The organism is Nocardioides sp. NPDC087217 (assembly GCF_044744805.1).
Taxonomy (GTDB): domain Bacteria; phylum Actinomycetota; class Actinomycetes; order Propionibacteriales; family Nocardioidaceae; genus Nocardioides.
The window spans coordinates 86,678-112,029 of the sequence record NZ_JBIUZB010000002.1 but is presented as its reverse complement, the minus strand read 5'-3'; the positions used below and the strand labels follow the sequence as shown (position 1 = coordinate 112,029).

Genomic DNA, 25,352 nt, shown 5'->3' with positions numbered 1-25,352 from the left:
GCCCGCGGCTGGAGTGGTGCATTCAGGCTGTGGGGTGCGTGGTCACTAGCGGTGTAGTCGGCAACGCCGCCCGGTCGACCGCTCGGCCTGCTTGATACACATCAGTGATCGCACGCAGGTTGCGGATGTCGTCAAGAGGGTTCTTGTCCAGCAGGACGAAGTCTGCGAGCTTGCCGGTCTCGACTGAACCAATCAGGTCGTCTTTCCCGTATCCACGGGCCACCTGAAGGGTGGCGCTGGTGATGGCCTCCAGAGGGGTCATGCCCTTCTCGACCATCGACTGGGTCCAATGGAAGTGGTCTCCGCCGATGGTCCATGGTCGGTCTTCGCGTTCGAGCGGCGAGAGGTCGTCGAGGTGGTCGTTGCTCGGGCACCCAGCATCCGTGCCCATCAGGATCTTCGCGCCGGCGCTGACCAAGGTGCGCTCGTTGTCCGCGAAGGCGCCGCCACCCATCAACGCGGCCCAGCTGCCAGCCTCTTCGAGACCCTTGCGGTGCGCCTCGTGGATGGTCTGCAGTTCAGCGTAGGAGTTGCTGGCAACGATCTTGTCGACCAATGAGTGCGGATAGGGCTGGCCCATTGTGTAGTTGGCGTGAATCAACACATCCGCGCCGAGGTCCACGGACGTTTCGAGCGACTCCACAGACAGACTGTGACTCAGCACCGGCACCCCGACGGCGCGCGCCTCCTCGATCATGACGTCGAGCACCGGCCGGGTGAAGGTCTGGTAAGAGCGATCCAGCCCGACAGTCATGAAAATGTGGTCACTGACGGCGATCTTGAGCATGTCCACACCGCGGGCAAGGTAGTCGCGGACGCGGGCGCGAACCTCGTTGCGGGGCAACAAGCTCAACTGGTGGCCGACTCCTGCCTCGAACATCTCGTCGATGCGATTGACGAACGTCTGCGACGCCGCCTTGCGCCCGCCGAAGTGAAAGTCGGCGCTGAACGGGCCCCCCATCCCGACGATGGCGCCAGCGGCGAAGATCCGCGCACCCTGTGAGGTACCGGCGTTGATGCGATCACGGGCGCTGAGTACCGGTTCGATGGCGTTGTAGGTGTCGAACACGGTGGTGACCCCGTTGCGGAGCACCAGTTGGGCAGCTTCTTCTATGACCTCGACATAGCGACCTTCCCAGCGAGCGAGGTACTCGATCGTGCCCGGACCCACCATGAACATCCACGCGTCGAGCAGGTGGACATTGCCGTTGACGTACCCCGGCACCATCCAACGATTACTGCCGTCGACCACAGTCGCATCGACGGGAACCTCCGTATTCGCAGAAGGACCGATCGTGGTGAACCGGTCGCCCTCGACCAGCACTGTCATGGCCGGCCGCGGCGCGCCTCCGCGGCCATCAATGAGTTGCACGTTGGTGATGGCGGTAGGGGTTGTGGTCATCTCATTTTCCTTTGTGATCGAGGTCTCAAAGTGGAGAGTACCCGAATCGATCGTTTCGGTAAATGGGTCCGGCCGCCTGTAGGGTCAAGACCATGGCAAAGGCAGGTAGCGGCGCAGTGGCCACCGTCGACGGGCGAGCACTCCGGTGGGAGCACCGCAAGCCCGAACTGCTCCGAGCGGCAACCGATTACGTGCTCAGGACCGGGGTGGCTGATCTGACCTTGCGACCCCTGGGTGCGGCGATCGGCGCATCCATCACCTCGCTCAATCGCCAGTTCGGAAGCAAGGATCAGTTGATCCGAGCAGTGTGTGAAGAGATCCATGGGCAAATGGCGACGGCGTTTGACGAATTCTGGGCGAGCAGCAACGGGCGACCGATCGAAGTGCTACGAGCCCTGTGGAACCTCTGGCTCGCCCCTGAGTACGAGCGACAATTTGCTTTCCTCTTTGAGCTCCATGGGCTCGCGCTCCGTCAACCTGAGAAGTACGAATGGTTCGCACGGTCCGTCGTCAAGGACTGGAAAGCCCCGCTCGAGAGTGCGCTCCGCCAAGATGGCGTCCACCCAGACCAGGCCGAGGCGCTGTCGACCCTCGCTGTCGCCATCATCCGTGGCCTATATCTGGACAAGAGCATCACCGGCGACGTCGACCGTGTTGGCGCCGCCTACGAACTGTCGCTGAACCTTCTGGCGTCGACACTGGAAGCGACGAGAGCTAACCAAGGCAAATGAAGTGCAGCCCCCTTCGGACCTCGGTCGGCCCGTCCGAGGTTCATCAGGGCCGGGTGACCGAACAGGTCTACCGTCACGAACTCCGGACGGTCGTGCACGCCGGAGCACAGGTCATGGACAGCCTGTTCGGCGATGACGGTCAGAAGAAGTCCGCGTGACCGTCTAGTCGGGCATTTCGTCAGGCGCTCCCAGCAGCGCCGCGAATCGGGCCAAATGAGAACCGGCCGCCGATCAGGTAAAAACCCTGGTCAGCGGCCGGTTCTTCGTTGTGCGTGATACTGGGTTCGAACCAGTGACTATCATCCCGTCGAAGTTCTTCGATTCAGCCAGCATCTAGGCTCTGACCTGGCTTTTTGCGCTCCCGCGCTGGTTCGCGGAATGGACAAAGGACGACACCTTTCCGCATCCTAGTAGGCAGACAGTAGGCAAGATTGGAATGCATCCGAGGAGTCGCGAGATGGCAGGGCACCAGAAAACGAGAGCACGACGCGGCTTCGGTTCAATCAAGCCCGTCAAGGCCCGTAAGGGACAGCGGTTTCAAGCCTTCTACAACGATCCCGACGGACGCACTCGCCTGTCGAAGAGTGGCAACCCGACACCCGTGCGCCACTACGCCGATCAGACGTTCGAGACCCGAGGCGACGCGGAAGCATGGCTCGTGGACGAGCGACGGTTGATCTCAGCTGGCACCTGGACCTCCCCCGAGGCCCGCAGGACCGCCCGCACAACGACGCCGACAACGTTCGAGGAGTACGCGGCAGCCTGGCTGCCGGCGCGCATGGTCAAAGGACGCCCCCTGGCACCTAGGACCCGGTCCGACTACGAGGATCTGCTACGCCTCCACATCCTCCCCACATTCGGCAACACTCCGCTCGCTGACATCACCTCCGACGACATCGACACGTGGTACGGAAACGCCGCAGCCGGCCGCGACACCACTCGGGCACGGGCATACGGCCTACTTCGGACCATCCTCGGCACGGCCGTCGAACGTGGCCTGATCACGACAGGCAACCCCGCCAAGGTGCGCGGCGGCGGTTCTGTTAGCCGGCGTCACGACGTCCGCCCGGTCACCAATTCCGAGCTCGCGAACATCGTCGTGAACATGCCCGAACGCCGACGCCTGATGATCCAGCTCGCCGCCTGGTGCGGGCTGCGCTTCGGCGAGCTCACCGAGCTGCGCCGCCAGGACATCGACCGACATCGCAAGGTGATCACCGTACGGCGCGGCGTCGTCAACGTACGCTCCGTTCCGGACGAGTTGCCAAGCGACTCCAGGCTCTGCGGATGTCGACGAGGCTGCATTATCGGACCGCCCAAGACCGCGGCGGGTGTACGCGACGTGGCACTGCCTCCCCATCTGCTCGACGACCTCGACGCTCACCTCCGCGACCATGTCGGCGGCACATCTGACGCCCTGCTGTTCCCTGACCAAGCAGGCAAGCACCTGCGATCCAGCGCCTTCTATGGATCCGAGACGGTCCTTCACGCAGCAGGACCCGAGAAAGGCACCGTCAAGCGCAAGGGGTGGGGCTGGTTCGAGGCCCGACGCGTCGCCGGCCGGTCCAACTTACGCTTCCACGACCTGCGCCACACCGGCCTCACTAACGCCGCCGTCGCCGGCGCCACGCTTGCCGAGCTGATGCAGCTAGCCGGACACACAACACCGACTGCCGCGCTGCGCTATCAGCATGCCGCCAGCGACCGGATGCAGGACCTCGCCCAACGCCTCAGCGCGATGGCCGCCCTCGATACTTGAATTATCGGCGGATGGCAACGGTCCGTGCTGGAGGTCGATCGCCAGATCGGTCGCTCGCCGCTCGGAGCGAGGACGTAGCCCGACAGATCCGGTATGGGCGATGCCGTAGCTGCAGAGCGAATATGCGAGGCGTTGCGAGGCGTCGGCCCACGACGTGTAGAAACATGTAGGAGTCGTCCTCGCCGTAGCCGGACTGAACACGACGACGTACGGATCCACCCAACTCAGTTTCCGGCGGCGGATGCATCGAGCCCGCGAGGTGCTTTCACCAAGCAACCACCACACCTCCGAACGGCGATATGGCCCCTGCACTCAGCGGAGAGTCGCCTAGCACGCCGCGGCGTCCAAGGAGGTTGAGCTCGTCATGCGCTCGCTTCGGGATGGCGACCCGGGTCCGTAACACGAAGGACATCGAGTTCACAGCCCCGACATGATCCACCACTCCGATGCCGGATTCAAGGCAAACACCTCGTGTGCGTTCACCAGTCGGCTCGTCGAAGCTGGGGACACCCATCGTCCCGGTGCACCAGCCGCAACCGGTGAGCCCGAGCCAGCCGGCTCGGGCTCACTCACGAAAACATCGAGGCTCGAAGGGTGTCTCCTCAAAAGACCTTCGGTCAGGAGATGCTGTCGACCAGGCCCTCCAGGTCCCGCTCCCCCTCTCTCGTCTGCACCCCGGCCTCCAACTGTCGCTGGGCGATTCGCACCATGTCCTCGGTGAAGAGGTCATACAGGGCCGTGTTCTCGACAGCGTAGACATCTAGTTCGGGGGCGGGGGCGGCCCGTTCGACGATCCGCTTGAGGGAAGCGACCACCTCGGGCCTGACCTTCGCCATCCTGCGCGCGAGCGCATCGACGAACTCGTCGATGGTGGCGGCAGGCAGGGCGCGGTTGACCAGGCCGTACCGCTCTGCGGTCTCGGCGTCGATGAGCTGCCCGCCGACCAGGACCTCGAGGGCACGAGCCCTCCCGAGGAGGCGGGTGAGGTTCACGGTGCCACCTCCGCCCGGAACGATCGCCAGATGCGCCTCGGGCTGCGCCTGGCCCGAGGCTCCGATGGCCGCGAACCGCATATCGAGCGCGATCAGGAACTCGTTGCCAGCTCCGCGTGCGAATCCGGCCAGCTTGCCGATGGTGACCTGCGGGAGCATGCGCACCTCCTCGCTCAGAGCCTGGAGGACATTGAGTCCTTCAGGAATCTCAGCACCCGGCGCAGCCTCGACGGCCGCTCTGGTCGCGGCCGGCAGGGCCTCCGGGTCAGTCACATAGGCCATGTCGCCATGGGCACTGAAGAATTCGGGATCGGCGCTCTGGAACACGACCACGCGCACGTCGTGGTCCGCACGAACGCGATGCACGAAACCCCGCAGCGACGGGAGCAGGACGCCGTCCATTAGATTCAGGGGCGGATGGTTGAGCGTCACCGTCGCGACGCCGCCGTCCACGTCGACCGTGAGGCCCGGCAATGCGCTGTAGTCCATGGGGCTCGTCCTTCTATCCGTTGACCGCGCCAGGCGTTTCCCAGCGGCTGATTAACCGTACGTAGCGCCTACCGATACGAACCATGCTCTCAAGTCTCGAATTCTTGCCCGATTGACTCAATCGATAGCATTCGACGCATGGACCCGCTCGCTGACACCCTGACCATCTCAGGCGTCCGCGGAGCGCTCACGACCCGCATCGAGGCGGGCGGGGAATGGGCGTTGTCCGTCGAGGGCCACGACACCCCGTCTCTGCACGCCGTAACGGCAGGTCGCGCCTGGCTGAGCACCCCTGACATCTCACCGGTCGAGCTCGCCTCCGGGGATGTCGTGCTGTTGCCGGCCAGCACGCCATACCGGCTCGCGAGCGAACCCTCAGGTCGGACCGGACTGCGACTGGCTCACCAGACGCAGAGTCCGGGCACCATCGGCGTCGTCCTTCGCGACCCCGTCCGGCTCGGCTCGATGCCGGCGTCGACGCGGATAGCGACCATCAAGTATCACAGTGATCCGATTACGCTGACCCAGATCCTCAGCGCCCTGCCATCGTTGGTGCACGTGCGGGCCGATTCGGCCACCGCGGGACTGAACGACGCCGTGCGCATGCTCGCCCGGGAATCGACCTCCCCTGGCATCGGCTCGACCGCGGTGCTGAGGAGCCTCGTCGACATCGTCCTGGTGGAGATGCTCAGGGCCTGGCTGGCCGAGAACCCGCCCGAGTGCTTCGGCACCTGGCTGGGCGCGCTGGGTGACCCCGTCGTGGGCAAGGCGCTGCAGTACCTACACAAGGACCCAGCCATGCCGTGGACCACCGATTCCCTCGCCGAGGCGATCTCCGTCTCCCGGGCGACCCTCGCCCGGCGCTTTCCATCCGCCACTGGGCTGACACCAGCGGCGTATCTGACCCAGTGGCGAATGGACCTGGCAGCCGTACGCCTACGCGACACCCACGACCCAGTGGAACTGATCGCCGCCAACGTGGGCTACGGCTCCGTTCCGGCATTCAGCCGTGCCTTCGCCAGAGCACACGGCCTTCCACCAGGTCGATACAGAGCCCGAAAGCGCGACCGTTGAGTGTCAGCCGTGGGCTCCAGGATCTGGTAACCCCCGCCAGACTCCTTCACGCGGCCTCTCCTCGGTCGATCCTGTGTCGTTCGGAGTTATCCCCGCCCATGAGCGAGGGCACGGGACTGGCGGCGTGCGATCCAGGAGGTTCGGGCCATGACAGCAACCGCCGCCGCGACGAGCGCGAGGATGACCATCGTGACCGGTCGGCCGAGCAGGTATGTCGGATCGCCGTCGGAGAAGGCCATTGTCTGTCGGAGGGACGACTCCAGGGTCGGCTGCAGCACGACTGCCAGCACGAATGCGGCCATGCTGAAGCCGCTTGAGCGCAGCAGGAAACCGAACACGCCGGCGGCGAGCATCACCACGACATCGAAGGTGGAGTTTCCATCGGCGTACACACCGATCGTGCACAGCCCGATGATCAGGGGCATCATCACGTGGGGAGGCACCGAGAGCAGCCGCGTGAAGAGTCCGACGAGCGGCAGGTTCAGGACCAGCAGCATGAGGTTGCCGATGTACATCGCCGCGATGACGGTCCAGAACAGCTCCGGCTGGTCGTCGACGAAGGTCGGGCCGGGAACGATGCCATTGAGCAGCAGGGCGGCGAGGACCAACGCCATGGTCGGCGCGAACGGGATACCCAGAACCATGAGCGGGATGAAGGCGGCTCCTGCGGCCGCGTTGTTGGCGGCCTCCGGTCCGGCGACGCCCTCGACGGCCCCGTGGCCGAATCGCTCCGGATGCCGGGAGACACGCTTCTCTATCACGTAGGACGCGAAGGTCGAGAGCACGGCCGCAGGCCCCGGCACGAGGCCGAGCAGGAAGCCGATCGCTGAGCCGCGCAAAGCCGCGGGCCCGGCCCGGCGAGCCTCGGCACGGCTCGGGAGGAGTTCCCGCAGTCTCGGCGCCTTCACCGCCTGGGCCGACCGCTTGCCGCCGACTATGGTCAGCGCCTCGGTGACACCGAACACGCCCATGACGAGCGCGGTGAAGCTGAAGCCCTGGGCTAGGGTGGTCGACCCCATGGTGAACCGCAGGTCTCCACCGACCGGGTCGATCCCGACCGTTCCGACGGCGAGGCCGAGGCAGATCATCGCCAGAGCGCGAGCGGTGGATCCATGCGACAGTGCCGCGAGGAGCAGCAGGCCAGCCAGACACAGTGCCATGTACTCGGGCGGGCCGAGCTTGACGGCGACCGAGCTCAGCGCCGGCGCGAAGAGCATGAGACCGACGATGGAGAGCGTGCAGGCGACGAACGAGGAGACCGCGGCGATGGTTAGAGCCGGTCCCGACCTGCCCTGTTTCGTCATCTGGTTGCCGTCGAGCGCCGTGACGACCGAGGACGCCTCACCGGGAATGTTCAGGAGGATCGACGTGGTAGATCCTCCGTAGGTGGACCCGAAGTAGATGCCGGCGAACAGGATGAGCGAACCGGCGGGACCGACCTGTGTGGTGACGCCGAGCAGTATCGACATCGCGCCGATCGGGCCGATGCCCGGCAGCACCCCGACGAGCGTGCCGAGGACTACACCTGCGAGAGCGAGCAAGAGGTAGGTGGGGTCTGAGAACGAGGCGAAACCCGCTCCAAGATCGTGAAGCACGTTCAGCCTCTCAGCCGAGTCCGAGTACGCCCGCTGGCAGCGGAACGAACAGCCAATAGACGAAGACGAGCCAAGCGACGACGCCGAACCCCACGCCGAGGGCGCAAGGTCTCATCCAGCCTCGCATGCCTGCGATCTTGGCGATCACGGCAACGGCTGCTGACAGCATGACGACGAACCCGGCGACCTCGGCAAACAGCGGCACCGCGAGGGAGGCGAGCAAGACGCCGGCGACCCGGGCCCATCTCGTCCTCGGTTCGCCCTCGAGTGCGCCGCCCTCGTCGTCCCCGGCCCGGTCGAGGGCGCTCTTGGCCTGGAGGGCGGGATCGACCCGCCAGGCGCGCCATTCCTGGACGAGCAGGAGCGCAGAGGCGATCACGAGGACGATCGCAACAATGAGAGGGAAGAATCCCGACCCGGTGTCGCTCGGGGTACCAATGCCCTCACGCACCGCCTGGAAGCCGTAGAAGACTCCGACAACCAGCAGGATCACGGCCGTCGTCGCTTGGACATCTGGATGGCGCACTGCGCGCTGAGGCTGCGTCATTCGCCGCCTCCCAGGATGTCTGCCGCTGTTTTGGTCTTATCCGTCAGGTGCTCGTGGGTCTCCGTCGGAGTCGCCCCGCTGACGATGAGGCCGAGCTTCTCTGCCGCCTCGGCGAATTCGTCGCTGGCGACGGCTTCGGCGAAGGTCTCGGTGAGCTTCTTCTTGATCGGGTCAGGGAGCTTTCCGGGGGCGAGGACGACGTTGAATGCCTGCCACACGATGTCGATCCGCTGACTCGCGAAGGTGGGTATGTCCGGCACCAGGTCGACCGGATCGGCAGAGGTGATGCCCAGCGCGCGGATCTTGCCCGACTTCAGCTGTGGCAGGGCGCTCGCCAGCTGCATCACACCGACATCCACGTTGCGCCCGAGGAGTGCTGTCGTCGTCGCCTGGTCGCCCTCGAACGCGACGTGCTTGAGCTCGACGTCGGTCTGCTGCTCGAACTGATCGGCCGGCACCTTGTAGTTGAGGGGCCCCTCGGCGATCGTGACCGATGCCGGCTCGGCCTTGGCGGCGTCGACGAGGTCCTGCAGCGTCTTCAGCGTCGAGTCCCCCGGCACCACGAACAGGATCGGCGAGGTGAGGATCTCATTGATGTACGTCGCCGAGGTCGGGTCGTAGGCCACCTTCTCGGTCTGCGGGACGAGTGTGAGCGGCCCGTCGGGCACGACACCGATCGTGTAGCCGTCGGGTTTGGCGTTGAGGACGTCGGTGGTGCCGACTGTGCCGCCTCCGCCGTCGCGGTTGACGATCTGGAGATCTTGCCCGAGGTCACCGCTGTCGTTGATGACATCGGCAAGCGCCCTGGTGGTGGTATCGATGCCGCTGCCAGCCGGGTATGGCACGACTACTTGGATCGGCCGGCGCGGATAGTCGTCACCGACCGGCGACCGAGCAGCACAGGCGCTCGCGGAAACGAGAGCGGCCACCACGGTGGCAATGACACACCAGCGGCTCGTGGACTGAGAACTTGTCTTCATCGGGCGACTCTCTCCTCCAGGTCGACCCGCGCAGACGATGGCTGCGCGGATTGCTACGAGTGACGACGGCCACAGTCGACTACAGGCGACAGTTCACGTCCAAGACGGGTATCCACAATGATTCATTGCGGAAGCCAATGAGTGACTCATTGCCCCTTCATATGAGTGGCACTGCTTTTTGGTCTTTGACCACTGAAACGTGCGCCCCAAAGATGGTCATGCCCAGCAGATCGCCCGCGGACCCAGGCTTGGGACAGGAGCACCCTTCGCATGATCGACCCCCTAGACACCGACCCTCCACCTGCCGTCATCGTCGAGACGCACGAGCGGGTCGCGACGGTGACTCTCAATCGCCCGGAGCGCCGCAACGCCGTCTCATGGCAGCTCCTCGTCGAGCTCATCGATGCACTGGAGCGGGTACGTGCCGACGCGGCTGCGGCGGTCATGGTCATCACCGGCGCCGGCCGCGACTTCTGCGTAGGTGCGGACTTGGCGCGGGCCAAGTCGCCACACGCGAGCGACCACGAAAGTCGGACGCTGCGCGGAATCTCGATCGACGACGATCTCGAACGACTCGGTCGGGCGTCGCTGGTGGCAGAGATCCTGCTGACCTTCCCGAAGCCGACGATCGCCAAGATCAACGGGGCATGCGCGGGCGCAGGTCTCAGCATCGCGTTGGCCACCGACTACACGGTCGCGGCGTCCCGGGCGATGATCAACACGGCATTCGTAGGCGCTGGCGTCTCCGGTGACCTCGGAAGCGCCTGGCTGCTCACGCGGGCCGTGGGGACGATGCGTGCCAGGGCGCTCCTGCTCGACCCGGTCAAGCTCACGGCGGCGGAGGCAGCGGAGCTCGGTATGGTGACCGAGGTGTCCTCGGACCTCGATGCCCGAGTCGACGAGCTGTCCCGCAAGTTCGCTCACCAGGCGCCGCTCGCCATGGGGTACGCGAAGCAGAATGTGCTCGATGCAGCCACCCAGAGCTTCACCGACTACCTACCCGCGGAGGTCCGGCGCATGGTGGAGACCTCGCGAAGCGACGATGCCAGGGCGGCAGCGCGCGCGTTCATCGAGAAGCGCAACCCCGCGTAACGCTGAGGGATGGTCTGGCCGGAGAAAACCGAGGATGAGGAGTGACATGCAGGCACCGCTCGAGGGCATTCGCATAGTCGAGTTCGGGCACTACATCGCTGCACCGGCCGCGACGCAGATCTTGGCCGACCTGGGCGCCGACGTCATCAAGGTGGAGCCGCCGGCAGGCGATCAAGCCAGGTCGATCGGAGCGTACGGCGATGGCATCGTCTGCGCCTACAACCGCGGCAAGCGGTCGGTTGCGCTGGACCTCAAGGACGACGATCAGCGTCGGATCGCTCTCGACCTGCTCGGCTCCTCCGACGTGTTGGTGCAGAACATGCGCGCCGGGGCGATGGATGGCCTCGGACTCGGAGCCGAGGTCGTCACAGGGCTGAACCCGCGCCTGGTCTATGTGTCGGTTTCCGGTTTCAGTCGCCGCGGGCCGTCTGCCCGCCGGGCTGGGCTCGACATCGCCGCGCAGGCCGAGAGCGGCCTGATGTCGGTCACCGGTGAGCAGGACGGCGATCCGCAACGTGTCGGCATGCCGATCGCCGATGTGGGAGCAAGTTATGCGGTCGTCCAGGCCGTCCTGGCGGCGCTGTTCAGGCGGGAGCGCACAGGTCGCGGCTCGGTGGCGGACGTGTCGCTCCTCGACGTGGCGATCCACATGCAGTCGGCCCTGTGGGGCGAATGGCACACCTCCGGGCAGGAGCCTCGCCGTAAGGGCAACGGACAAGCGACCGTGGCGCCCGCAGCCGACCTCGTCACCACCGCAGACGGACAGATCGTCCTTTCGGCCTACACCGTCGAGCACTTCACCCGGCTGTGTCGCTTCCTGGGCAAGCCATGGATGCTCCAGGATTCGCGGTTCGCCGACAACCCTGCCCGCGTCGCACACCGCAGAGAGCTGCTCAGCGAGATCGGCTCCGTGCTCCAGCACCTGCCCACGGAGCGGTGCGTGGCGGAGCTCGGAAGCCTCGGGCTCGTCGCGGCAGCGGTACGCCGCTTCTCGGAGGTGGCAACCGCCCCCGACGTGCTCATGAGCGGAATCTTGACCACCGGACGAGACACAGACGGCCGAAGCTTCGACGTACCGTTCCTTCCCTTCACCCTTGAAGGCGTCGAGGTGCGGCCAGACCTCCAGGTCCCCACCGTCGGCGCCGACCAAGAGTCAGTCACGAGCCGATGAGTGAGCGCGAGAGTGGCCTGCCCGGCCGCGGCATGAATCTCCGCGAACTCGAGTGTTTCCTTGCGGTGGTCGACCACGGCGGGATCACGCGCGCGGCCTCCGCGCTCTATCTCGCCCAGCCCTCGCTCTCCCAGATCATTCGTCGGTTGGAGGCCGATCTCGGCATTGATCTGTTCCGGAGGGTCGGGAGAGGGCTCGTGCTCTCCCCTGCGGGCGAAGCATTTGTCGGCCCGGCGCGGCAGGTGCTGCGCGACATGGCGAACGCCCGCAGCGTGGCGGCAGGCTACCGCGGCTTGGAAGGCGGCCGGGTGGACCTCGCTATTTCGGCCTCCCTGACCTCGAGCTTCCTCGCCGCCTGGGTTGGCGACTTCCGTCGCAAGCACCCCAAGATCGCACTGCGCCTGACCCAGCACGACGGCGACACCGACGAGATCGCGACGCTGATCCGGTCGGGTGCCGCCGAACTGGCCTACACCGTCGGCCCCATATCGCGCCAAGGCATCGAGTGCCGACACATCGGACAGGGCGAGATCTTGCTCGCTCTGCCGCTGGGATGGGGCGACGACCTCCCCGACCCGGTGCCAGTCGAGATGCTCGCCGGCCTACCGTTCGTCGTCGATCGTGGCTTCGGCCAGAGATACCTCGCTACGATCCGGGACACGCACGGGATCGAGCCGGACATCGTCGTCGACATCAGCGAGTCCGGAGACCTGCTGCCACTGTTGGCGGCCGGTGCTGGAGCGGCGCTACTGCCCATGCGTCAAGCGATGGAGGCCCGGCGTCGCGGCGCCACGCTGCGGATGCTCGACCCTGCGCCTGCTCGCGACATCTATGCCATCACGCCGACGTCGCCGTTGACCCCACAGGCCCAGGCGTTCCTCGATCTGAGTATCGGCAACCTAGAGCGCTGGCACCGGGCGGTCGGCGAACGGAGAGCGAGAGGTATGACACTGCTCGATGCAGCGGTCGACGCCGACAACGTGATCGAGTCGGCCTATCAACAACTGCACGGCAACTGGTACCGGCGGCGTGAGTCCGAATGATGCGATCGCTGCGCAATGGGAGCGGTGTATGAGCCGGCGTCGATGGCCGTCGTTCGTTTACGAGCATGGCAATGAACCGGACTACCGGTTCAGCTTCGCAAACGAACGGACGTTCCTCGCTTGGGTCCGTACGGCGCTCGCACTGCTCGCCGCCGGGGTTGCCGTCGACGCCGTGGACCTCTCCATCCGCCCCCACGAACAACGCCTGCTCGCGCTAACGCTCGTCCTGCTCAGCATGACGAGCGCCGTTGCAGCCTGGATCCGCTGGAGTCGCGCCGAACGCGCAATGAGACACCGCCGGCCACTCCCAGCGTTCAGTTACGGCGCGCTCCTCACGAGCGCACTCCTGCTGGCCAGCCTCATCGTCGCCGCGGCGGTCCTGTGAGCGGGGAACCCCCGAGCGGGCCCGGCGACTCCGGACATCCAACGCCAGCACCGGCAGACCTCGGCGCGGCTGCCGAGCGGACTGAACTGGCATGGCAGCGCACCTCACTCTCAGTGGCCACCGCCGCTGCTGTCCTCGCCCGATTCTCCTTCGACCGGGCCGGGGTGGCAGGCGTGGTGGTGCTCGCTGCTGCCTCGGCACTCAGCGTCTGGACCTTTGCGGAGAGTAGGAAACGGCGGCCACACATGAACCCCAGAAAGACCGACATGGCCGCAGATCGACAGGGCGGCCGGACCACCGCCCTCCTCTCCGTCGCGATCATCGCCATCGCAGCCATCGAACTGGGCGGGTTGCTCTGACTCGGCACCCGAAAGCCACGCCATGGCGAATATGTCCAGCGGCCTGGCGTCGGATCACTCCTACGCTAGTGCAGTCCGTGCTGTCGCCTGACCTCGCCACTGAACTTACTGGGTCCCCGGCAACCCTTACAGCGACCGGGAACCGTCCGACCTGTCGACCTTAGGATGGCTCAGTGTCGCTTCAGCGGTGTCACGAACTCAGGAAGGGTAAGAGCAGAATGCGCCGGCCGTGGCTCTGCGACGGGGATCGTAGCGAGCCCGCGCAGCCTGCTGTTTCGCTGCTCGAGCGCCTCGGTCGTCGTGGGGAAGAGCGTGGCTCCGCCTTCCCCGACTAGATTCTGGTTCATCGCCACGAACTCGCGCGTCTGCGCCTCGTAGGCGGCGAAACCAGCGGCGTGGTCCTGGTCCGCCAACGAAGCGGCAAGCATGTAGGCGCCGACCAACGACAGGCTGGTGCCCTGCCCCGTCAGGAACGAGGGCGCGTACGCCGCGTCGCCGACCAGCGCGACGCGGCCGCTGGACCAGCTCGGCATGCGGATCTGGCTGACCGCGTCGAAGAGCACGTCGTCCGCTTCCTCCAGGTCGGCAAGCAGACCCGGGACCTCCCAAGACGCGTCGGCGAAGACCTTGGCCAGCAAGTCTCGTTGGGCTTCGGGGTCGGGGAATGCGTCGAACGGTGATTCCGGGTGGGCGAAGTTCAAGAAGGCGTGGACCACCTCGCCCTGGCCGACCGCGTAAAGCGCCGCGGCCCTGCCTGGCGTGTTCCACATGACGGTCTCGTGGGAGAGGTCGAACCGGTTCGGCACGGTGAACACGGCGAAGCAGTAGCCGAGATAGCGGTGGAACGGCTCTTCGGGGCCGAACACAAGCTCGCGCGTGTGTGAGTGCGTGCCGTCCGCGCCGACCACGATGTCGAACGTGCGGCTGCTGCCCCCTTCGAAGGTGACGTCGAGCCCGCCGTCCGTCTGCTGGAGCGTTGCGATGGAGTCGTTGAACAAAAACTCCACGTCGTTGCGGACCGCACCGTAGAGGGTGTCGGTCAGGTCACCACGCCGCACCTCCAGGTCATGTCCCTCGACGCCACCGGTGACGGCGTGTGGGTGGAGCGACGCGACCTCGTCACCATCCCCGTCGAGGAAGGTCAGCCGGCGCAGATCGATGTGTGCGTCCCGCAACTGCGGGAGGACACCCATCCGCTTCACGACCTCGAGCGCAGTGCCACGTACGTCGATCGGATATCCGCCACTGCGCGGCGCATCCGCCTTCTCCACCACCGTCACCGCGTATCCTGCGCGGTTCAGCCAGTAAGCCAGGGCGGGGCCAGCAATGCTGGCCCCGGAGATGAGGACCGTGCGCTCATTGTGCGTCATGCCTTGATTCCTCTGTTCATAGTTCGGGCGACGAGCAGCGCCAGCGCCGTGACGACGCCAGCGATGACAAATCCGTTGACGAACGCCGATTCGGCAGGAACGTCAGATCCGGCGGGTGTGGCGGCGGTGAGAAGCGCGCCGGCCATCTGCGCCCCGACCGCGAAACCGACGACTCGGGTCACCAGGACCAGGCTGGTGGCGATCCCGGTGTCACCCTGGTCGACGGCCGTGGCGGTGCCGGTCATCATCGCGGTGACGCAGAGACCGTTCGCCAGAGCGATCAGCATCTTGCCGATGATAAGATGCCAGACCTCAGTGTGCACCACTGCCACCGCGATCAGCGATGCAGTCATCATGACGATGCCGGCGGTGACCACGGCGCGTGAGCCGTATCGCCGCGATCCGAGCCCGCCGAGCGGCCCGGCTAGCGACGCGGCCACGGCGCCGGGGAGCAGGAAGAAGCCGATCTGGGTGGCGCTGGCCCCGAAGCCGTACGCCTCGGTGGGCACTGCGAACAGCTGCGGGACGAGATAGACGGCGACCGAGGTGCCGAGGCAGATCACGAACGTCAGCACGCACGCCTTCCAGATCGCGGGCCGTGCCAGCATGCTCAGGTCGATCATCGGGGCGGGGACCCGCCGTTCGACGGCGACCCATCCGGTCGCGAAGGCAACCAGGACGACGACGAGGGCGGCGAGCGCCATGGGCTGTGCGGTCATCTCGGGGGCAAGCGCGAGCACCAGCATGAGCGTGATCAGCGTCCCGCTCATTAGGCCCAGGCCGGGCCAGTCCATACGGGCACGTGCGGAACCGGCCGGCGGGTCGTTCGGCAGAAGCCTGCTCACCGCGATGGTGCATGCGATGACAGCGAAGGTCGGCAACGCGAACATCCAGTGCCGCGACAGCGTCTCCGCCACCGGCCCGGCCGACAGCGTTCCTGCCATCGTGCCCCCGACGAACAGCCCGCTGACCACGCCGATGGCGACCTTCGCGTCGCCTTCGGAGAGATTCTTGCGTACAACGATGAACGACAGCGGCAGTGCGCCCACCATGGCGCCCTGAAGCACCTGGCCGACCAGGAGAACGGGCAGGTTCGGCGCGACGGCGGAGACCAGACCACCCGCCGAGACCACGGCCATCAGGAGGATCATGACCCTCTTGCCGCCGTACTGATCTCCGAGCTTCCCAGCGACCGGGGTCACCAGAGCACCGGTGATGAGGAGCACGATGCTGAGCAGCGCCCCTTCCGCTGGAGTCATGTCCAGCTCCAGCTGCAGCAGCGGAAGCGTCGGCGTCACGACCGACTCCAGTGCGCCCGTTGCGAGCGCAAGCGCGCCCACCGCACCAACGGCCGCCCTCCCGATCCGTGCGGTAGGGTCCAGTGCTGTTGTCATGAGCGTCCTCTCGTTGACACGGTCGCGGAACTGCTTGATGAGGGGGAGTTCGGGCCGGAAGTCCGGTACTCGGACGAGCGGGTGGACGCGTGGCCGAGCCCGGTCGCGCCCAGTACGACGAGCGCAGCGGCCGCGACCGCCAGACCCACGTGTGCCTGACTCAGAAGCGCCCCCGCGACTGCTCCGAGGATGATGAACGCGACAGCCGCGCTCCGGCGGGCTGCGCCTTGCTTGCGCCCGGCTCCCAGTCGGGAATCCGCCGCTAGGCCGGTCAGGGTGGAGGTGACGACGACGGTGGTGATGTCCTTCACCGCGACGTGCCGTGCCGTCGCCGCCTGTGCGCCCATTGCCAGGGTGAGTACTGCGGCCATCGAAGCGCGAAGCTCAGGGGTGGTATCAGCGCCGATGACGGACAGACCGGCCGCTGCCACAGCCAGGGCGAGGCCGACGCCAAACAGCAGCGCGGTGCAGCGGTCGCTCCAGCCCGGAGCCGCAGTGCGCAACACGCGGCCAGCCACAGCGGCGCCGAAGAGAAAGGACGCCAGCGCGACGGCTGGACCGAGCACCCGCAGCTCCGTCCCGTTGACGGCCGCCATCCCCAGGATGACCACGTTTCCGGTCATGTTGCCAGCGAAGACCTGGTCAAGGTGCAGATAGCCAACTGCGTCGACGACACCGGTCGCGAACGTGAGTACGAGCATCGGCCCCAAGGACATGATGCGCCGCCGGACCAGTGGACCATCTGCACGTGCCGCGCGGCCGTTCATCGCCCCACCGCGTATCCCTGGGCACCCCGTGGGTTCGCCGCAGCCTGGAGACCGCTGCTGTCCGGGTCCCGTAGGACCACGGACAGCCGGCCTTGGGTCCATGGTCCGGAGAGGGTGACGTAGTGGCCGCGGTCGCGCAGCTCGTCGACGACCGCGCTGTGCGTACGGTCCTCGAGCACGAGTCCACCCGGTGTCCAGGTCCGTGGCCAGAACGAGCTGGGAACGGAGGTGGTGTGGAAAGCGGGCGCGTCGATCGCCTCCTGCGGGTCCATCCCGAGGGCAAGCGTTCGCACCAGGTAGATCAGCTGCCACTGATCCTGCTGATCGCCGCCTGGTGTGCCCAGTGCGGCGATGGGGCGGCCGTTGCGGAGCAGCAAGGTCGGCGAAAGTGTCGTACGCGGCCGACGGCCCGGCTCCAGGCGTGACGGGGCTAACTCGTCGAGCCACGTCATCTGGAGGCGCGTACCCAGCGCGAATCCAAGCTCGGGGACTGTGGGAGAAGACTGGAGCCAGCCTCCCGACGGAGTCGCCGAGATCATGTTTCCCCAGCGATCGACGACATCGATGTGGCAGGTGTCGCCCCGGGTATCACCGGTCTGCTGCACAGTGGGCTCGCCGACGCCATCGGCCTGGGCGGCACGTTGCGTGAGGATCAGCGGGGGCTTGTACGGGGTGACGCCGATTGCTCCAGGTCTGAACTCCCTTGACGCGCTCGCGCTGATCAGACTTGCGCGGTCCTTGCTGTAGCGGGGAGACAGCAAGTGGCCGATCGTCGCCTCCGTGGCCCCCGGATCGAGGTGTCCATAGAACGATTCCCTGTCGGCCAGGGCGAGCTTCAGGGCCTCGGTGATGGTGTGGATACCGCCGGCCGTCAACGGATCGATGTCCTCATCACCGAAGTGGTCGAGCATCGTGAGGGCCTGCAGGAGCACGGGCCCTTGGGACCACAGGCCTGCCTTCGCCACCGTGACGCCCCGAAATTTCGCGGTGACGGCGGGCTCGAAAGTGGGGTGAAAGTCTGCGAAGTCCGCTGCGGTGATCACCCCGGCGTGATCCCCACCCGACGAATGCCGGTGTGGCTTACGTACGAATCTCTCTACCGCAGTTGCCACGAAGCCGGTGCGCCATGCCTGCCTCGCTCCGTCGATCCGTGCGACTCGGGTCTCCCCCGCACCCGCGGCGCACAGTCGGCGCAGAGTCTGGGCGTAGGTGGGATTGACGAGCGTCTGGTGCGGTCGCGGTGGCCGTCCGTCGGGCATCCACAGGGCGCGCGACGTTGGCCAGTGGGTGCGGAAGAGCTCCTCGACCATCGCGAGGACGCGCGCAAGTTGAGGTACGACAGGATACCCGTGCTCCGCGTAGTGGATTGCGTAGGCCAACACATCCTCGAGCTCCCAGGTGCCGAACTCAGCGAGCAGATGTAACCACGAGTCGACCGCGCCAGGAACCGCAGCAGCCAGTGCTCCGGCACCCGGAACGTGATCGAAACCTGCGCTCCGAAAGTGCTCGATGGTTGCGGCCCGAGGAGCGTGGCCCTGTCCGACCAGGACACGCGGGGAGGGATCGGCCGCCGTGGCGAGCAGGGCGACGAGGTCACCGCCCGGCCCGTTGAGGTGGGGTTCAACGACGTGCAGCACGAAGGCGCCGGCGGTGGCCGCGTCGTACGCGTTGCCGTCCCGCTCCAGCACCGACTGGGCTGTTGCCGAAGCCAGCCAGTGTGTCGATGCACACATGCCGAACGACCCTCGCAGTGTGGGCCGCGTCTTGTGAGCCGCGTTCTCGGTCGGTGATGCCTGGTGACCAGTCATGTGTGTCACATCCAGGTTTCTATGGCAGGTGGTGGGCTGCATGGTGAGCTGCTAGGACATCGCCGCCGAAGTCGGACTCCGGATCCCGCCAGACGGCGTGGGCATGGTTGACGCCGCGGTGGACGTTGGTCCACTCAATGAGCAGGCGGGGACCCTGCAGTCGGTAGTAGTGCGGCTCGCCCGGCCTGGTGGAACCAGCCCAGGCGAGGTGAACGGAGTCGATGGCTGCTGGATCGTCGTATCGCGGCAGCGGGGACACCCCCTCCGGGACCCGGTCGAGGTAGGTGCCAAGCAGCGTCCGGAGCAGTTCCCGCTGACCAGCGTCCAACTCGGCTCCCGGGACCCCCTTGGGTGACTCGGTGAGGGCGAGCGCCGGCTGGTTCGCGCGGTCGAGTCCGGTGACCGGGTGCTCGGCACGGTCCGGAATGTGCCCGCCGGGACGCCATAGCTCGGCGCGCATGACCTCGTGGCCATCGATTCGAGGACTGTTTCCCGCCGCGATGTCGTTGGGAGCGCGATGCAGCAGGATCGCGCGCTCGGCGGTCTCGGAGCGAAGGGAACGGACCAGCTCCCGGGCCAGGTCCTCGGGCTTCCCCAGAGGACGCAGCGCGTCGCCCCCCAACAGAGGTGACGCGGCAGGGTCCGCCCCTAGGAAGCACGGCGTGGAGGAGACGACCTGCCCGTCCATGACGAGGTTGTTGAGCGAGACGTGGTGACCACCGAACCGCCATCCCCACGGCCGCAGGCCACCTGGCTCACCAAATACCCGCAGGTAGTACATGCTGGGATCACGGGTGCGTTCACGCCCCCAGTTCACCGAGAAACCCTCAACCCGATCGAGTACGTTCTCCAGACCGAGGACAGTGGCGACGGTGTTGTAGCCGGCTTCCGACAGCCCACTAGCCAGAAGTTGCATCACGAGCCGGTGCTGAGCGGGACGTTGTTCGTGGAAGGTCAGGCCTCCGTGATCGGTGGGCGTGTAGTACCAGCGGGTGCGTTCGGCCTCGGTGACGCCATCGGCACCCGGTGACGGTCCGGTCGCAGCCTTGCGCTGCTCCGTGTCGAGGGAATCTAGCCATGCTCGCGCCGCCCAAGCCATCCGCGCTGCGACATCGCGGCGGGGATCAGCCATGACTCGGGGCCTGGAGTGGCACGCCGAGGAATTCGTGCACCGCTTGGGCGACGATGTCCGCGAACTCCAGCGCGATGCCGTGCCGCCCGCCCTCGATGGAACGCAGCTCGGCGTGCGGAATCCGTTCCTTCATCAAGAGGGCGCCGGCGTAGGGCGCCAAGCGGTCCTCCGTACCGTGCACGATCAAGGTAGGAGCGGCGATGACCTCGAGGCGATCCCTGACCTCGTGCTGCCGAGCGACCTCGTGGCGGCGGGCGCTCTGCTCAGGCGTACGGGCGGTGAGAGTACCGGCCGGCCGGGCGGCGCGCTGGGCGACCTGGCCCTCAGGCGTGAAGAAGTAATCCGGGGCCGAGAGTACTCGGTCAGCGTGAGACATGCTCAGAAGCTCGTCGACCGCTTCGCTGCCCATCGCGAAACTCGGGGTGGTGGCCACCAGGCTCAGGGAAGCGACCCGCTCAGGGTGTCGGATCGCGACGTGTTGTGCGACGGCACCACCAAAGGAGGTACCCAGCAGATGCGCACGTGCCAGCCCAAGCGCATCCAGCAAGTCGGCGAGGTCGTCGGCGAGGTCCTCCATCGTGTAGGGCGTCGGCGAATTCACAGTGATCCCCGAGTCGCGCTGGTCATAGGAGATACCCCGAATCTGCAGGCTGAGGTGTCCGCGAAGCGTTTCGAACTGGGTCCGGTCGCTCTCGCCACCGTGAATGAGCACGAGCGGCAGGCCGCCACCGCCGTCGTCTATGACTCCGACGTCTAGATCCCCTGCTCGCAGGGTCTTCGGTGCTATTGCCACCGCTAACTCCTCGCCACTAATACTGGGTCACTTATCTATTTTGAGATGAACCTATCATTTTGTTTTGGCAAGTGCATCCCTGAACAGATGCGGCCCTTTCAAGACGTTGGCAGGGCACAGCGTGCACCGATGGCAGCACACCGCACGTCACACCCAGGAGCCATCTGGGGCGATACCGCGGTAGGGGAAGGAAGAGGTGGCCGCGCGTCAGCCGGCGCGAACCCACCCTCGCAGCGCCCCGCAATAAACCTCAGTCAACCTGGAGACGATCTCTCGCCGGGACAGCTGCGTCTCTTGCACAAGATCCTGGATCTCGCGCGGATCGAAGATCATGTTGCACAGGAACAAGGCGTGGTCAAGTGTCACTTGCGGGAGCCCGATGTCGTCGAGCAGCTCTCTCACAGGAACACTCCAGGCGTCCCGCGTGGCCGCTATGATCTGATTCCCACCATGGAGGCGCTCCAGATAGCCTCGCGGCGACCGCAGTTGCACCAACGCCGGACCGTGCTCGGCAAGCAGATCGACCCATGCGTGCGCGACGGCATCGAAGAGGGGTCGGCCTTGCGCCGTCGAACGAGCGCTGAAGTCACGGAGTTCCTCTATGACGTCGAGCACATAGGCGGCGATCACATCCTCCATCGAGGAGAAATAGCGGTACGCCGTGGCAGGGCCGATCTCCGCCCGCGACGCGACCGCCTGCATCGTCAGTTCGTCGGGCGCCTCGCGTGCGAGCTCGCCGGCAGCCTCCAGTAGACGCCGGCGATTACGGAGGGTGTCACTGCGCAACCTGCGTCCCCCGTGCTGGGCGACCTGCCGATCCGTCACAGGCATCCTCCGCCTCGTCGAGTGCAGGGCAATGTTATCGCCTCACGATCTCGGGAGGCCAAGATGGCGGATAATCCGATCGAGACCGACCCGCAGATCCTCGTTGGCCGCGGCGAATGAGATTCGGATGCACCCCTCGCCTGAAGGGCCGTACTCAGCACCCGCCCGAACAATCACCTTGCGCTCGGCGAGCTCGCGGGCAACCGCCTCGGAGCTCACGTCAACGTCGTAGCGCAGGAAGGCATAGAAAGCGCCCTCCGGCGCCACCAGTCGCAGGCCAGGAACGTCCGACAGGCGCGCAATCACCAGATCTCGACGCTCCCGGTAGGTGTCGACCATGCCATCGACCACGCTGTCGGGCAGAGCGAGAGCAGCGAGGGCGGCATACTGGACCGCCGTGTTCAATGAGCCGTTGAGCGTTCGATGCACGTGCGCCGCCGCGTCCACCACCTTGCGGGGCCCGGCAAGATAGCCCACTCGCCACCCGGTCATTGCATAGGTCTTGGAGAACGTCTGCACGTAGACGGTCCGGCCCTGCAGCGAGTCGACCATCAGCGCTGAGACGAACTGACCGCCCGGGTACACCAGTCGGTGGTACGCCTCGTCGCTGACCACCAACGTGTCAGAGCCGTCAAGGAGGTCGCCGAGCGCCTCGAGCTCCTGCTCACGGTGCACAATTCCGGTCGGGTTCGACGGATTCGAGAAGATCATCATCGCGGCACCGGGGAGTGCCGTCGCCAACGCGTCCAAGTCCCAATGCAGGTCCCGACCGAGCGGGACATAGTCGACAGTTCCGCCTGCAAGAACGACCAGATCGGCGTACAGCGAGTACGCCGGTTCGGGAATGACCACGCGGTCGCCGGGCCCGATCATCGCAAGGACAACCGCCGCCAGGGCGGCAGTCGCCCCGTGGGTCATCACGACATCGTCGGCACCCCACGCGGCTCCATGGCGCGCCGGCAGACGTTCCGCCAGCGCGCCCCGCAGCTCCCAGAGACCGTTCTGATCGGCATAGTGCGTCCTCCCCGCACGCAAGGCGTTCGCGGCAGCCTGAATCACCGGCGGCGGCGTCGGGAAGTCCGGCTCACCCATGGCAAGTGACACCGCGCCCCGCGGGGCCGGGGAAAGAGCCGGTCGCCGCGATCGGTGCCGCAGCTCCTCGATCCTCATGGCCGGCCGTCCGATCGTCATCGAAGCACCGCCGAAGCGTCGGACCTCGCGGTGAGAATACGGGCCCGAAGCGCCGCCTCCGTCTCGCCGATCCCGTCAACCGCGTCAACGACCTCACGCACCCGGCGCCGCGGGACCACGACGACGCCATCGGAGTCCCCGACGACCACATCTCCCGCCGCCACCACGACCCCGCCGACCGCTACTGGCGCACCGATGGTACCTGGGCCATTCTTGAAGGGCCCGGCAGGGGTACTTGCCCTCGCATAGACGGCGAGGCCCATCTCGGACAGGGTTTGGACGTCGCGTACTGCACCGTCGACCACGGCACCCGTAACCCCGGCGTTGACCATGATCTCGCCGATCAGGTCGCCGATCAGCGCGCGATTAATGTCGCCGCGCCCGTTGACCACCAGAACGTCACCCGGCTGGGCCTCGTCGAGCGCTCGGTGAATCGCCAGATTGTCGCCCGACCGCACATCCACAGTGAGGGCATTCCCAACAAGTGCGGCCCGCCCGGTGAGCAGCAGTCGGGTCCGGCCGGTGACCAGCCGGATGCCCCCGTCCATCACGGTCATGCGCTCCAGCGCATCCCCGACATTGGCCGTCGGCACTTCGCCCAGTCGGCGGATCCCTGCCGCCGGAGTGCGATCCCAACTCGGCGCAACAGAAACGCTGTCCGTCGCAGCAGCTATGAACATGGTAACTCATTTCTTAAATGAGGGATGAGTCTCAGATTGTACTCTATGTCCGTATTTCCGTCGACCAATGTGACCAGTGCGCGCCCCTGACACTGGCCAGGCACTCCGTGCCCTGCCGTTGACGCAGCTCGATTCGAGTCCGGAGCTGTCGAGCATCGAGGTCAGCGCAGAGGAACGCCGCGCTGCCATGTGGCGCCGATGGCTGAGCGCGGCAGACCGCCGACAGCGGACTGCCGTCTCGCCGTAGCCAGGGCGGCTCAGATTCGCGTACCTGCGTTGGCACGTCGTATTGCTGGAACAGGTACTGGCGATCGGTACCCCGGCTCGATGTCCACCAGCCACCGTGGCCCATAACGTCGAGAGCATGATCACCTCGACTCTTCGCTACGACCTTCGCGAGACCAACGGGCTCCACATCCTCGCTGCCGACCCTCCCTGCGGAGCGCGCATCGTCGAGGTCTTCGGTGATATCGCGACCGCTGACCACACCGCCGTCATGGTGCCCGGCAACGGGCACCATCAGGGCAACTACTTCGGCCGTCGGGGCCGGTCGGGCCGCGCTACCGGGGACAGACACTGCTGCGCACGATGCAGGCGCTCGAACCCACCGCCCGCATCGCGGTTGTGGTGTGGGACCGGCAAGACCACCGCCGTACGGATCCTCTCCACCCTCCTTCGCTTCGACTTCGGTCACGTGCGCGTCGCCGGCCGAGACGTGTCGCGTGACCCGTCGGGCGTACGCGACCGCATCGGCGTCGCGGGCCAGTACGCCGCGATCAACGAGATCCTCATCGGCCGGGCCTCGCAGATCTCGCTGGTCGACCGCGGCCAGATCATCGCCGGTGGCGCTGTCCGGCTTTGGTCAGGCGGGCTCGGTCGTGTCGAAGGCGAGTGGGCAGGGCAATCTCACTTTGGGCTGGCGAATCTCACATCGTTAAAACGGACGGGGCGTTCCGATAAGTTCGGCCGCATGGAGACCGCTCCGAACGGCACGCCCGCCAGCAAACACCTACGTCTCGGCGTCGACATCTGGACCGACGTCGTCTGCCCCCACTGTTACATCGGCGACACGCTCTTCGTACAGGCGCTCGAGCGGTTCGAGCAGAGTGATCGGGTCGACGTCCGCTACCGCTCGTTCCTGCTCCTGCCCCAGCCTCCCAGCGTGCCAGTACCGCTCAACCACTTCATCGCTCAGCAAATGGGGATCAGCCTCGACGATGCGGCCAAGGTGAACGACCCAGTGACCACGAGAGGCCGTGCGCTAGGCCTGGACTACCGCTTCGACCGCGCGCTGGTCGTCGATGCGCGACCCGCTCACCGGCTCCACCACTTTGCAGCCTCACGAGGAAAGCAGCATGGCATGCTCCGTCGCCTGTTCCGTGCCTACTTCACCGAAGGGCACGACATCAGCGATCATGAGACGCTCGCTCGACTCGCGGTCGAGGCGGGCCTCAGCGCAGGACAGGCATTGATGTCGCTTCAGTCCGGAGAGTTCGCCAGCGAGGTCGAAGCGGATCTGCTCGAAGCCCGCCGACTTGGTGTCACGGGTGTGCCGTTCTACGTCTTCGGCAACCGATACGCGGTCCCGGGCGCGCAGGAGGTAGACGGCTTCTTGCGCGCGCTCGAGACCGCTTGGAGGACCACGGTCGAAGGCCGGGAATGAGGATCGTCGTGCACTCGACGGACTGAGATTCGTTCACGATTTCACCACCCGCGGCTCGGTCGCGCCCTTCTGACGGTGCGCCGGGCTGAGAGGACTCGCGTGGTCGCGCT

General features: G+C 66.2%; 23 protein-coding genes. 9 read left to right on the top strand and 14 right to left on the bottom strand.

The features are described from left to right. Positions 1-22 precede the first annotated feature (22 nt). Positions 23-1,402 (bottom strand): amidohydrolase family protein, encoded by a 1,380-nt coding sequence (locus ACIO3S_RS07870; protein WP_400461340.1) that lies wholly within the window; start codon positions 1,400-1,402, stop codon positions 23-25. Between the two features lie 92 nt (positions 1,403-1,494). Between ACIO3S_RS07870 and ACIO3S_RS07865 the strand changes: the two genes are divergently transcribed. Both ACIO3S_RS07865 and ACIO3S_RS07860 read left to right on the top strand, forming a co-directional pair. Beyond that, the gene (locus ACIO3S_RS07865) at positions 1,495-2,133 is read left to right on the top strand and encodes a TetR/AcrR family transcriptional regulator (protein WP_400461337.1); all 639 of its coding nucleotides are present in this window, start codon (positions 1,495-1,497) and stop codon (positions 2,131-2,133) included. Between the two features lie 658 nt (positions 2,134-2,791). Next, complete coding sequence (locus ACIO3S_RS07860; RefSeq protein WP_400461334.1) at positions 2,792-3,892, top strand: tyrosine-type recombinase/integrase; 1,101 nt, start codon at positions 2,792-2,794, stop codon at positions 3,890-3,892. Between the two features lie 617 nt (positions 3,893-4,509). On the opposite strand, the gene ACIO3S_RS07855 is transcribed toward ACIO3S_RS07860, so the two are convergent. Then, entirely contained in the window at positions 4,510-5,373 is an 864-nt protein-coding gene (locus ACIO3S_RS07855) for an enoyl-CoA hydratase/isomerase family protein (RefSeq protein WP_400461331.1), read from the bottom strand. A 138-nt stretch (positions 5,374-5,511) separates the two neighbouring features. Between ACIO3S_RS07855 and ACIO3S_RS07850 the strand changes: the two genes are divergently transcribed. Further along, positions 5,512-6,447, top strand: a complete 936-nt coding sequence (locus tag ACIO3S_RS07850) for a cupin domain-containing protein (protein WP_400461327.1) — start codon at positions 5,512-5,514, stop codon at positions 6,445-6,447. An 86-nt stretch (positions 6,448-6,533) separates the two neighbouring features. On the opposite strand, the gene ACIO3S_RS07845 is transcribed toward ACIO3S_RS07850, so the two are convergent. Genes ACIO3S_RS07845 through ACIO3S_RS07835 form a run of 3 tightly spaced genes read right to left on the bottom strand, consistent with a single transcriptional unit; the run spans position 6,534 to position 9,434 of the window. Beyond that, the gene (locus tag ACIO3S_RS07845) at positions 6,534-8,042 is read right to left on the bottom strand and encodes a tripartite tricarboxylate transporter permease (RefSeq protein WP_400461324.1); all 1,509 of its coding nucleotides are present in this window, start codon (positions 8,040-8,042) and stop codon (positions 6,534-6,536) included. Positions 8,043-8,052: 10 nt separating this feature from the next. Continuing rightward, complete coding sequence (locus tag ACIO3S_RS07840; protein ID WP_400461321.1) at positions 8,053-8,589, bottom strand: tripartite tricarboxylate transporter TctB family protein; 537 nt, start codon at positions 8,587-8,589, stop codon at positions 8,053-8,055. Then, positions 8,586-9,434 carry a tripartite tricarboxylate transporter substrate binding protein gene (locus ACIO3S_RS07835; RefSeq protein ID WP_400461318.1) on the bottom strand — a complete coding sequence of 283 codons (849 nt, stop codon included), beginning with the start codon at positions 9,432-9,434 and terminating at the stop codon, positions 8,586-8,588. The genes ACIO3S_RS07840 and ACIO3S_RS07835 overlap by 4 nt, the downstream gene beginning before the upstream one ends. 405 nt (positions 9,435-9,839) lie before the next feature. On the opposite strand from ACIO3S_RS07835, the gene ACIO3S_RS07830 reads away from it, so the two are divergent. The 5 genes from ACIO3S_RS07830 to ACIO3S_RS07810 are packed head-to-tail and all read left to right on the top strand — an operon-like array spanning position 9,840 to position 13,619. Beyond that, the gene (locus tag ACIO3S_RS07830; RefSeq protein ID WP_400461315.1) at positions 9,840-10,661 is read left to right on the top strand and encodes an enoyl-CoA hydratase/isomerase family protein; all 822 of its coding nucleotides are present in this window, start codon (positions 9,840-9,842) and stop codon (positions 10,659-10,661) included. Between the two features lie 46 nt (positions 10,662-10,707). Further along, positions 10,708-11,832 (top strand): CaiB/BaiF CoA transferase family protein, encoded by a 1,125-nt coding sequence (locus tag ACIO3S_RS07825; protein WP_400461312.1) that lies wholly within the window; start codon positions 10,708-10,710, stop codon positions 11,830-11,832. After that, a complete protein-coding gene (locus ACIO3S_RS07820) occupies positions 11,829-12,875 on the top strand; it encodes a LysR family transcriptional regulator (RefSeq protein ID WP_400461309.1) in 1,047 nt (348 codons plus the stop codon). The genes ACIO3S_RS07825 and ACIO3S_RS07820 overlap by 4 nt, the downstream gene beginning before the upstream one ends. Before the next feature lie 28 nt (positions 12,876-12,903). Beyond that, a complete protein-coding gene (locus tag ACIO3S_RS07815) occupies positions 12,904-13,260 on the top strand; it encodes a YidH family protein (protein ID WP_400461306.1) in 357 nt (118 codons plus the stop codon). Beyond that, the gene (locus tag ACIO3S_RS07810) at positions 13,257-13,619 is read left to right on the top strand and encodes a DUF202 domain-containing protein (RefSeq protein ID WP_400461304.1); all 363 of its coding nucleotides are present in this window, start codon (positions 13,257-13,259) and stop codon (positions 13,617-13,619) included. Before ACIO3S_RS07815 ends, ACIO3S_RS07810 begins: the two co-directional genes overlap by 4 nt. A 170-nt stretch (positions 13,620-13,789) precedes the next feature. On the opposite strand, the gene ACIO3S_RS07805 is transcribed toward ACIO3S_RS07810, so the two are convergent. The 9 genes from ACIO3S_RS07805 to ACIO3S_RS07765 all read right to left on the bottom strand — a co-directional run bounded on the left by ACIO3S_RS07805 (position 13,790) and on the right by ACIO3S_RS07765 (position 23,579). Beyond that, positions 13,790-14,989 (bottom strand): FAD-dependent monooxygenase, encoded by a 1,200-nt coding sequence (locus tag ACIO3S_RS07805; protein ID WP_400461301.1) that lies wholly within the window; start codon positions 14,987-14,989, stop codon positions 13,790-13,792. Continuing rightward, positions 14,986-16,383, bottom strand: coding sequence for an MFS transporter (locus tag ACIO3S_RS07800; RefSeq protein WP_400461298.1), 1,398 nt, complete (start codon positions 16,381-16,383; stop codon positions 14,986-14,988). The genes ACIO3S_RS07805 and ACIO3S_RS07800 overlap by 4 nt, the downstream gene beginning before the upstream one ends. Further along, on the bottom strand, positions 16,380-17,150 hold the full coding sequence (locus tag ACIO3S_RS07795) for a YoaK family protein (protein WP_400461295.1): 771 nt from the start codon (positions 17,148-17,150) through the stop codon (positions 16,380-16,382). The genes ACIO3S_RS07800 and ACIO3S_RS07795 overlap by 4 nt, the downstream gene beginning before the upstream one ends. Beyond that, positions 17,147-19,000, bottom strand: coding sequence for a gamma-glutamyltransferase family protein (locus ACIO3S_RS07790; protein WP_400461292.1), 1,854 nt, complete (start codon positions 18,998-19,000; stop codon positions 17,147-17,149). The genes ACIO3S_RS07795 and ACIO3S_RS07790 overlap by 4 nt, the downstream gene beginning before the upstream one ends. Continuing rightward, positions 18,978-20,090 carry a DUF3500 domain-containing protein gene (locus ACIO3S_RS07785; RefSeq protein ID WP_400461289.1) on the bottom strand — a complete coding sequence of 371 codons (1,113 nt, stop codon included), beginning with the start codon at positions 20,088-20,090 and terminating at the stop codon, positions 18,978-18,980. The genes ACIO3S_RS07790 and ACIO3S_RS07785 overlap by 23 nt, the downstream gene beginning before the upstream one ends. Then, on the bottom strand, positions 20,083-20,883 hold the full coding sequence (locus ACIO3S_RS07780; protein WP_400461286.1) for an alpha/beta fold hydrolase: 801 nt from the start codon (positions 20,881-20,883) through the stop codon (positions 20,083-20,085). The genes ACIO3S_RS07785 and ACIO3S_RS07780 overlap by 8 nt, the downstream gene beginning before the upstream one ends. 207 nt (positions 20,884-21,090) lie before the next feature. Beyond that, positions 21,091-21,708, bottom strand: a complete 618-nt coding sequence (locus ACIO3S_RS07775) for a TetR/AcrR family transcriptional regulator (RefSeq protein ID WP_400461283.1) — start codon at positions 21,706-21,708, stop codon at positions 21,091-21,093. A gap of 42 nt (positions 21,709-21,750) precedes the next feature. Then, entirely contained in the window at positions 21,751-22,800 is a 1,050-nt protein-coding gene (locus ACIO3S_RS07770) for a pyridoxal phosphate-dependent aminotransferase (protein WP_400461280.1), read from the bottom strand. A 95-nt stretch (positions 22,801-22,895) separates the two neighbouring features. Then, complete coding sequence (locus tag ACIO3S_RS07765; protein ID WP_400461277.1) at positions 22,896-23,579, bottom strand: methyltransferase; 684 nt, start codon at positions 23,577-23,579, stop codon at positions 22,896-22,898. Positions 23,580-23,943: 364 nt separating this feature from the next. Between ACIO3S_RS07765 and ACIO3S_RS07760 the strand changes: the two genes are divergently transcribed. After that, positions 23,944-25,242 carry a DsbA family protein gene (locus ACIO3S_RS07760; protein WP_400461275.1) on the top strand — a complete coding sequence of 433 codons (1,299 nt, stop codon included), beginning with the start codon at positions 23,944-23,946 and terminating at the stop codon, positions 25,240-25,242. The last annotated feature ends 110 nt before the right edge of the window (positions 25,243-25,352 follow it).

Bases quoted from the DNA above. Each gene is read 5' to 3' on its own strand.
- ACIO3S_RS07870 (WP_400461340.1), bottom strand. From the start codon at position 1,402: ATGACCACAACCCCTACCGCCATCACCAACGTGCAACTCATTGATGGC.
- ACIO3S_RS07865 (WP_400461337.1), top strand. From the start codon at position 1,495: ATGGCAAAGGCAGGTAGCGGCGCAGTGGCCACCGTCGACGGGCGAGCA.
- ACIO3S_RS07855 (WP_400461331.1), bottom strand. From the start codon at position 5,373: ATGGACTACAGCGCATTGCCGGGCCTCACGGTCGACGTGGACGGCGGC.
- ACIO3S_RS07850 (WP_400461327.1), top strand. From the start codon at position 5,512: ATGGACCCGCTCGCTGACACCCTGACCATCTCAGGCGTCCGCGGAGCG.
- ACIO3S_RS07840 (WP_400461321.1), bottom strand. From the start codon at position 8,589: ATGACGCAGCCTCAGCGCGCAGTGCGCCATCCAGATGTCCAAGCGACG.
- ACIO3S_RS07830 (WP_400461315.1), top strand. From the start codon at position 9,840: ATGATCGACCCCCTAGACACCGACCCTCCACCTGCCGTCATCGTCGAG.
- ACIO3S_RS07825 (WP_400461312.1), top strand. From the start codon at position 10,708: ATGCAGGCACCGCTCGAGGGCATTCGCATAGTCGAGTTCGGGCACTAC.
- ACIO3S_RS07820 (WP_400461309.1), top strand. From the start codon at position 11,829: ATGAGTGAGCGCGAGAGTGGCCTGCCCGGCCGCGGCATGAATCTCCGC.
- ACIO3S_RS07815 (WP_400461306.1), top strand. From the start codon at position 12,904: ATGAGCCGGCGTCGATGGCCGTCGTTCGTTTACGAGCATGGCAATGAA.
- ACIO3S_RS07805 (WP_400461301.1), bottom strand. From the start codon at position 14,989: ATGACGCACAATGAGCGCACGGTCCTCATCTCCGGGGCCAGCATTGCT.
- ACIO3S_RS07800 (WP_400461298.1), bottom strand. From the start codon at position 16,383: ATGACAACAGCACTGGACCCTACCGCACGGATCGGGAGGGCGGCCGTT.
- ACIO3S_RS07795 (WP_400461295.1), bottom strand. From the start codon at position 17,150: ATGAACGGCCGCGCGGCACGTGCAGATGGTCCACTGGTCCGGCGGCGC.
- ACIO3S_RS07790 (WP_400461292.1), bottom strand. From the start codon at position 19,000: ATGCAGCCCACCACCTGCCATAGAAACCTGGATGTGACACACATGACT.
- ACIO3S_RS07785 (WP_400461289.1), bottom strand. From the start codon at position 20,090: ATGGCTGATCCCCGCCGCGATGTCGCAGCGCGGATGGCTTGGGCGGCG.
- ACIO3S_RS07770 (WP_400461280.1), bottom strand. From the start codon at position 22,800: ATGGGTGAGCCGGACTTCCCGACGCCGCCGCCGGTGATTCAGGCTGCC.
- ACIO3S_RS07765 (WP_400461277.1), bottom strand. From the start codon at position 23,579: ATGTTCATAGCTGCTGCGACGGACAGCGTTTCTGTTGCGCCGAGTTGG.
- ACIO3S_RS07760 (WP_400461275.1), top strand. From the start codon at position 23,944: ATGATCACCTCGACTCTTCGCTACGACCTTCGCGAGACCAACGGGCTC.